This is a genomic window from Oleiphilus sp. HI0117 (assembly GCF_001635235.1).
Window position 1 is genome coordinate 1 of sequence record NZ_LWGA01001315.1, and the last position, 419, is coordinate 419.

Consider the following 419-nt stretch of genomic DNA (forward strand, 5'->3'; position numbering starts at 1 on the left):
AACCACCATAGTTTTACCCTTAACCTGAACTAATCCCTGATCCTCAAGGGTCTTGAGTACACGTCCAACCATTTCACGAGAACAGCCAACTATTCGCCCTATTTCTTGACGCGTAATCTTAATTTGCATGCCGTCTGGATGAGTCATCGCATCAGGTTCTTTACATAAATCCAGTAAAGTGCGTGCAACACGACCCGTTACATCAAGAAATGCTAAGTCACCCACCTTACGCGTTGTCTGTCGCAAACGACTCGCCATTTGCTCACCAATAAAATACAAAATACGCGAGTCTTGAGACGATATTTCCCGGAACTTGTTGTAGCTGATCTCAGCAACTTCACACTCGGTTTTGGCTTTAACCCAGGCACTTCGAGAGTCCAGATTATCAAACAAGCCCATCTCACCGAAGAAATCACCGG

At 45.3% G+C, this 419-nt stretch carries 1 protein-coding gene; it reads right to left on the bottom strand.

Annotated elements, in window-relative coordinates:
- On the bottom strand, nucleotides 1-419 hold a 419-nt coding region (locus tag A3757_RS22745; protein WP_068740356.1), incomplete at both ends, for a helix-turn-helix domain-containing protein.